The following is a 7,869-nucleotide window of genomic DNA, read 5'->3' as shown; positions in this document are numbered from 1 at the left end:
GCCATGCCTCGCAAATCCGCATAAATACTGAATGTGTGGAGTTTTGCTCATGGCTAATACATAAAATATATGGAGGTGTGAGATTGAAGAAAAAAAGCAACTCAAAACTTAAGATCATTCCGCTTGGAGGCCTTGAAAAGATCGGAATGAATATCACTGCCTTTGAATATGAAGACAGTATTATTGTAGTAGATTGCGGATTGTCGTTCCCGGAAGATGATATGCTCGGAATCGATCTTGTAATCCCGGATATCAGTTACCTTAAGAGCAATGCGGATAAGGTGAAGGGGTTTGTGATCACACATGGACATGAGGATCACATTGGAGCGCTTCCTTATGTGCTTAAAGAGATTAATCTGCCGATTTATACAACAAAGCTGACTATGGGAATTATCGAGAAAAAGCTCACAGAGCACAATCTTCTCCGCTCAACTAAAAGAAAAGTAGTGCGCCATGGACAGTCGATCAATCTTGGAAAATTCAGAATTGAATTTATCAAGACGAACCACAGTATCCAGGATGCATCGGCACTGGCAATCTATTCGCCGGCAGGTATTGTTGTGCATACCGGAGACTTTAAGGTAGATTATACACCGGTATTTGGTGATGCGATTGATCTGCAGCGTTTTGCAGAAATTGGCAAGAAAGGGGTACTGGCATTGATGTCAGACAGTACCAATGCGGAGAGACCTGGTTTTACACAGTCAGAAAGGACAGTGGGAGCTACATTTGACCGGCTTTTTGCCGAACACTCCAATACAAGAATTATTGTAGCAACCTTCGCTTCGAATGTAGACCGTGTACAGCAGATCATCAATACGTCTTACAAGTATGGACGTAAAGTAGTTGTAGAAGGCCGCAGTATGGTAAATATCATTTCGGTTGCATCAGAGCTTGGCTATTTGAATGTGCCGGAGAATACGCTGATCGAGACAGATCAGTTGAAAAACTATCCAAGAGAGAAGACAACGATCATCACAACCGGAAGCCAGGGAGAATCTATGGCGGCTCTGTCACGTATGGCAGCAGATATCCATAAGAAGATATCGATCATGCCGGGTGACACGATCATTTTAAGCTCTAATCCGATCCCGGGTAATGAAAAAGCGGTATCGAATATCATTAATGAACTCTCTGAAAAGGGAGCGAATGTTATTTTCCAGGATACGCACGTATCCGGACATGCATGCCAGGAAGAGCTGAAGCTGATCTATTCACTGGTAAAACCAAAATATGCAATTCCGGTTCACGGAGAATACCGTCATCTGAAAGCGAACGCAGGTATTGCCAAATCTCTTGGGATTCCGAAGGACAACATTTTCATCCTCAAGTCAGGCGATGTACTTGCACTGGATGATGAAAGCGCAGAAGTTGTAGATAAGGTACACACAGGAGAAATCCTGGTAGATGGACTCGGTGTTGGCGATGTCGGTAATATTGTTCTGCGTGATCGTCAGCATCTGGCAGAAGACGGAATCCTGATTGTCGTTCTGACACTGGAAAAGCGTACCAACCAGCTTCTTGCCGGACCGGATATCGTATCCCGTGGATTTGTTTATGTACGTGAATCTGAAAGCCTGATGGAAGAGGCACGGAAGGTTGTTACGGAAGCGGTTGAAAAATGTCTGATGAGCCGTCATGCTGACTGGAGCAAGATTAAGCTTGTGATCCGCGACACAATGAATGACTTTATCTGGAAAAGAACCAAGAGAAAACCAATGATCCTTCCGATCATTATGGATGTATAATATAAAGATGCCTGTGGCATTTTTATGAAAATAAGCAGATGCGAAGATATCTGCATAAAGAAGCGCAGTCAGAGTTGAAAAGAAAATAAACTTTGTCTGCGCTTCTATGATAAATGTATAGGATAAGAATTCCCTTGGAAGAAAAGAGGAAGATATGATAGTAGAAGAACGACTGACGACTTACCTCCATTCTCTGGAAAGTGCGGACATTCCCGTTCTCGATGAGATCGAACAGGAAGCCCTTGCGGACATGGTTCCGATCATCCGCAAAGAGACAAAAAGTTTTCTGAAAGTAATGCTGGAGATCAAACGTCCGGTAAAGATTCTTGAAATTGGGACAGCAGTTGGATTTTCGGCAATTCTGATGGGAAAATATTCTCCGGAGGAATGTCGCATTACAACAATCGAAAATTACGAAAAAAGGATTCCAATTGCCAGAGCCAATTTTGCCAGGGCAGGTATGGAGCAGAAAATTACGCTGCTTGAAGGTGATGCACTGGAGATTATGAAAGGCATGCCGGATGATGCAGGATTTGATTTTGTGTTTATGGATGCCGCAAAGGGACAATATCCGGCATATTTAGAACAGGTGATGCGTTTCCTTGTGCCGGGAGGGATCCTGATCACGGATAATGTGTTGCAGGACGGAGATATTATTGAGTCACGGTTTGCGGTGGAAAGAAGAGACCGCACGATCCATAGCCGGATGAGGGAGTATCTGTATACTCTGAAACATCATCCTGAGCTTGAGACGTCTATTCTTCCGCTGGGAGATGGAGTGGCACTGAGCGTGCGAAAATAAAAACAGGAGATAACAGTAACAGAAAGGAAAAAAATAATGGCAAGACATCCTGAATTATTGATACCGGCAAGCAGCCTGGAAGTGTTGAAGACTGCAGTCGTATTTGGAGCAGATGCAGTTTATATTGGAGGAGAAGCATTTGGACTTCGTGCAAAGGCAAAGAACTTTTCCAAAGAAGATATGATGGAAGGAATCCGGTTTGCACATGAGCATGATGTAAAAGTATATGTAACTGCAAATATTCTGGCACATAACTACGATCTGGAAGGCGTGCGGGAATATTTTAAAGAGTTAAAGGAAATAAAACCGGATGCATTGATCATTGCTGATCCGGGTGTATTTGAGATCGCAAAAGAAGTATGTCCGGAAATTGAAAGACATGTGAGTACACAGGCCAATAATACAAATTATGCAACTTATATGTTCTGGTACAGACAAGGGGCGAGCAGAGTTGTATCTGCAAGAGAACTTTCCATGCGTGAGATCAAAGAAATCCGTGCACATATCCCGGATGATCTGGAGATTGAGACATTCGTACACGGTGCAATGTGTATTTCTTATTCCGGAAGATGTCTGCTCAGTAATTTCTTTACAGGCAGGGATGCAAACCATGGCGCATGCACCCATCCGTGCCGCTGGAAATATTCTGTTGTGGAAGAAACCCGTCCGGGAGAATATATGCCGGTTTATGAAAATGAGAGAGGAACGTATATTTTCAATTCAAAAGACCTCTGTATGATCGAACATATTCCGGAGCTTATCGATGCGGGGATTGACAGCTTCAAGATCGAAGGAAGAATGAAAACGGCTCTGTATGTGGCAACTGTAGCGAGAACATACCGGAAAGCAATTGATGATTATCAGAAAGATCCGGAGCTTTACAGGAAGAATATGCCGTGGTATCTGGACCAGATCTCGAATTGTACCTATCGGCAGTTTACAACCGGATTTTTCTTTGGAAAACCATCGGAAGAGGCACAGATTTATGACAGCAACACCTATATCCGGGAGTACACATATCTTGGAATCACAGAAGAGATTAAAGACGGTATGGTGAAGATCGAACAGAGAAATAAATTTTCGGTGGGCGAGACGATTGAGATCATGAAACCGAACGGAGATAACGTGGAGGTTCAGGTAAAACGGATCGTAAATGAAGAAGGAGAAGAACAGGAGAGTGCACCACATCCGAAGCAGGTACTGTATGTAGAACTATCCGGTAGGGCTGACAAGTACGATATTCTCAGAAGAAAAGAGGAAGCAGATGAATAAAAAAACGTGGAAGCCATATGCGGCGATCGTACTGATCCTTCTGTACGGCGTGGATATATTCTGGCTTTCCGGATTTTGTGTCTATTATTTTGGTGAGTGGGGAATTCCAATGTATGAGGGTCTTCTTGCAGTGCTGGCACTTGGAATAGTAGTGCTTTTCAGGGAAGACGTAAAGCGTGCATTCCCATTTCACAGACCGACGATCGCAAAGACTGTCGGAACATTGCTGATGTGGATCGGAACCCTTCTGATCACGATGATTCCGACATCGATCCTGCTTTATGTATTTCCGGAGCAGATGAGTGGGGCTACAGAAAGTGTGAGTGAATTATCCGGCGGACTGCCGTTTGGACTTGCATTTCTTCTGATCTGTGTCACGCCGGCGATTTTTGAGGAAATAGCATTCAGAGGCGGGCTTTTCAGCTGTTTTCGTGGCTTTAGGAGTCCATGGCCGGCAATTCTGATCAGTGCAGCAGTGTTCGGTGCATTTCATGGAAGTTTCTGGCGGTTTGTGCCGACAGCGATGCTTGGAATCGCCATGGGATATCTGCTTGCCGAGACGGATAACATGTTTTATAACATGTTCTTCCATCTGATCAATAATGCGTTACCGACATTGCTTTTACAGCTTACTTCCAGTGTGGCTTCAAAGCAGATGGAAAGTGCAGAAGCTATGGCATCGACAGGCATTTTGCTTGTGACGGTGGCGGTGTATTTTATTTATGCTTCGGCAGGACCGTTTCTGCTTTATGCGGGGAATTACCTGATCCATAAAGGACAGCCGGGATACGACAGGGGACTTTTGCCAAGAGAGAAAAAGAAAACTCTGCTGGGGCTTGTGCTTGTAAGTAGCGTCTTTCTGGGACTTGGCATTCTGCTTTTTGGTATAGGAATGTTTGAGTAGAGTGTCCTGTCTGCCGGTGTGAAAGAAGTATCATGAATTTTAAAATGGACAGACAGGATCTAGACCGGCAAAAATTAAAAATGAGAAGGAAGAAAGCAGGGGCGGAGTTTTTGGATCGCCCCTTTTTCAATTCGCGAAACGTAGGAACGTGAGATGCCAAGAGAAGCTGCAACTTCTTTCTGGGTATATTCTTTTTCACCATAAAGACCGTAGCGTTTTTTCAGTACCAGCTGTTCGCGGTCGGTGAGAACGGATTCCAGTTTTTCATAGAGAAGAGAAATATCATTTTTCAGGGCAAGCTGCATACAGGCATCTTCTTCATCAGATTCGATGACATCATACAGGCGGATCTCATTCCCTTCCCGGTCTGTACCGATCGGTTCGTATAGGGAGGTTTCCCGGTTACTTTTCCGCTTGGTGCGCAGCATCATCAGAAGTTCATTTTCGATGCAGCGGCAGGCGTAGGTGGCAAGCCGGGCTTTTTTGTCTGGGTTAAAGGTGGAAACTGCTTTGATAAGACCGATGGTTCCGATGGACAGAAGATCTTCTGTATCGTCCTCCAGATGCTGATATTTTTTTATGACATGAGCGACCAGACGGAGATTGCGCTCGATCAGAATATGACGGGCCTCATTGTCACCGTCTGCACTGCGTCTCAGAAGCTCGGATTCCTCTTTTGGAGTAAGAGGCGGAGGAAAGGATTTCAATACGATTACCTCAAAATAGAGTTACTAACATTGTATGTAAAAGTGAAATGTTCTGTGCTTTTCCATTCGGGTTATTTTGCGCTTGTGGTACGTCTGAAAATGCGTTATAATGAGCGTTGAATCATGTAGTAGCAGATATGGTTTACAAAAGAAATGAGATTACGAGAGAAAAGGAAAAAATTATGGGAATAAGGACAAGATTAGCGGTACTTGCCTGTAAGACATCCAATGCAGTCCTGCGGCGGATGGGACGAGGCGGAACGAACCTGCCGGGCAAGATCGCATTAAAAATTGACAAAGATATTTTAAAGGAATTATCACGTGGGGTGAAGGTTACGGTAGTGACCGGAACCAATGGAAAGACGACCACGTCCCGTATGATCGAGCAGGCATTTGAAGAAGCCGGATATAAGTACTTCGCAAATAAATCCGGTGCCAATCTTCTGACCGGGATCATTACGGTGTTTGCACAGCACTGCAGTCTTTCTGGCAAGTGTTCCTACACACACGCACTGATCGAGTGCGATGAGGCAGCGTTCCGCAAGACCAGTGAGATGCTGCCGGTAGAGTGTCTGGTAGTCAACAATATTTTCCGTGACCAGTTGGACAGATATGGGGAGATCACCCACACGTTGAATGCAATCCGCGAAGGAATTACCCACGTACCGGATGCAACCCTGTGCCTGAACGCGGACTGTTCATTGACGTCATCTCTTGCAGATGATGTACCGAATAAGGTTGTATGGTTCGGGGTGGATGTGCCGATTTACAAAGAGACAGCGTTTGAATTGTCTGATGCAGTGTACTGTATTCATTGTAAGACAGAATATGAATACGATTACAGAACTTACAGCCATCTTGGCGGTTTCCGCTGTCCGAAATGTGGATATCACCGGCAGACACCGCAGGTTGGCGTGACGCAGGTAGTGCGTACCGGAGCAGATTCTTCGGATATCGTGTTAAATGCATTCGGGCATAGCCATGATGTGCACATTAATCTTCCGGGAGGTTACAATATTTACAATGCGGCAGCTTGTGTTGCGGCTGCGGAGATTGTTGGAATCGATGAAGACACAGCAGTTGATGCACTCAGTAGATTTGAGTGTGGTTTCGGACGTGCGGAACAGTTTGAACTTGGCAAGTCTAAAGCACGTATGATGCTTGTCAAGAACCCGGCAGGGTACAATCAGGTCATCAACCAGATCTCTAATGATGAGGAAGAGTGCAAGATTGCGTTCCTTCTGAACGACCGTTATGCAGATGGAACCGATATCAGCTGGATCTGGGATGTGGATTTTGAAGCACTTGCCCGCCAGAGCGCACGCTTTACCCGTATTCTGGTATCCGGAGTCCGTGCAGATGATATGGCGCTCCGCCTGAAATATGCAGGATTTGACACTGGACGGATTGAAGTGATCCGTGACTATGAGAACCTTTTAGAAGCAATCGGAGCGGATGAGACACCGACATTTATTATGCCGACTTATACCGCTATGTTTGATCTGCGCGGCGAGATCAGCAAGCATACCGATATCAAGGCATTTTACGAATAAGGAGGGAATTATGGAACTGAATATCTGTCATCTCTATCCGGACATCCTTAATCTGTATGGAGACCGGGGCAATATCATCACAATGAAACGTCGTATGGAGGATCGGGGAATCAAGGTCAATGTAGAAGGCTGCTCGATCGGAGAAACGCTGGATGCAAACCGCTATGATATCTTCTTCATTGGCGGAGGTCAGGATTTTGAACAGGAAGTCCTTCTGAAAGACCTGGGGACCGGAAAAGCAGCAGAGATCCGCGCGGCTGTGGAAGATGAAAAGACCTTCCTCGCAATCTGCGGAGGCTATCAGATGCTTGGCCAGTATTATAAGACCTGGGATGGTGTCCAGCTCGATTTTACCGGCGCGATCAACATTCATACCGTTGGATCAAAAGAGCGTATGATCGGCAATTATATGTTTGAGACCCTCCCGGAGAGCAGTGGAGCTGTCGTAGTCGGTTTTGAAAATCATTCCGGCAAGACCTACCTGGGTGAAGGCGTATCACCACTCGGCAAAATGCTCAAAGGCTACGGCAACAACGGAGAAGACCAAACCGAAGGAGCCCGCTACAAAAATGTCTTCGGAACCTATTCACACGGCTCCCTTTTACCAAAGAACCCGGTACTCTGTGATTTTATATTACAAACTGCCCTAGAACGCAAATACGGCAAAATCGCCCCACTCGTCCCACTGGACGACACCTTAGAATTAAACGCCAACGAATACATGAAACAAAGATTAAGTAAATAACTCTTTTAGCAAAATGCCTCTGCACACAAGGTTTCGACCTGCATGTGAAGAGGCATTTTGTCCCCACTATGATACAGCAAGGCAAAACTTTGCCAGTAAAGTACAGTGGTCGTCGTGGGAAAATCATCTCTTTCGATT

At 45.2% G+C, this 7,869-nt stretch carries 7 protein-coding genes; 6 read left to right on the top strand and 1 reads right to left on the bottom strand.

Going from position 1 to position 7,869, the window contains the following annotated elements; translation table 11 throughout:
- The first annotated feature begins 83 nt into the window (after positions 1-83).
- From PGW42_RS07420 to PGW42_RS07405, 4 genes are all read left to right on the top strand, one after another.
- Positions 84-1,748 (top strand): ribonuclease J, encoded by a 1,665-nt coding sequence (locus PGW42_RS07420; protein WP_117556117.1) that lies wholly within the window; start codon positions 84-86, stop codon positions 1,746-1,748.
- A gap of 154 nt (positions 1,749-1,902) precedes the next feature.
- Complete coding sequence (locus PGW42_RS07415) at positions 1,903-2,550, top strand: O-methyltransferase (protein WP_055155633.1); 648 nt, start codon at positions 1,903-1,905, stop codon at positions 2,548-2,550.
- A gap of 36 nt (positions 2,551-2,586) precedes the next feature.
- A complete protein-coding gene (locus PGW42_RS07410) occupies positions 2,587-3,822 on the top strand; it encodes a peptidase U32 family protein (RefSeq protein ID WP_008375008.1) in 1,236 nt (411 codons plus the stop codon).
- Positions 3,815-4,726, top strand: a complete 912-nt coding sequence (locus PGW42_RS07405) for a CPBP family intramembrane glutamic endopeptidase (RefSeq protein ID WP_270203133.1) — start codon at positions 3,815-3,817, stop codon at positions 4,724-4,726. The genes PGW42_RS07410 and PGW42_RS07405 overlap by 8 nt, the downstream gene beginning before the upstream one ends.
- A 74-nt stretch (positions 4,727-4,800) precedes the next feature.
- Here PGW42_RS07405 and sigK read toward each other — a convergent pair whose 3' ends face one another.
- Positions 4,801-5,433 carry an RNA polymerase sporulation sigma factor SigK gene (sigK, locus tag PGW42_RS07400; protein WP_055260587.1) on the bottom strand — a complete coding sequence of 211 codons (633 nt, stop codon included), beginning with the start codon at positions 5,431-5,433 and terminating at the stop codon, positions 4,801-4,803.
- Between the two features lie 182 nt (positions 5,434-5,615).
- On the opposite strand from sigK, the gene PGW42_RS07395 reads away from it, so the two are divergent.
- Positions 5,616-6,986 carry a Mur ligase family protein gene (locus PGW42_RS07395; protein ID WP_070098607.1) on the top strand — a complete coding sequence of 457 codons (1,371 nt, stop codon included), beginning with the start codon at positions 5,616-5,618 and terminating at the stop codon, positions 6,984-6,986.
- Between the two features lie 10 nt (positions 6,987-6,996).
- Positions 6,997-7,731, top strand: coding sequence for a type 1 glutamine amidotransferase (locus PGW42_RS07390; protein WP_207737966.1), 735 nt, complete (start codon positions 6,997-6,999; stop codon positions 7,729-7,731).
- Positions 7,732-7,869 lie beyond the last annotated feature (138 nt).

It is taken from the genome of Coprococcus sp. TM115-187, from assembly GCF_027679115.1.
GTDB lineage: Bacteria > Bacillota > Clostridia > Lachnospirales > Lachnospiraceae > Allocoprococcus > Allocoprococcus comes.
Note: the sequence above shows the minus strand (reverse complement) of the source record. Positions and strands in the feature narration are given on the sequence as shown.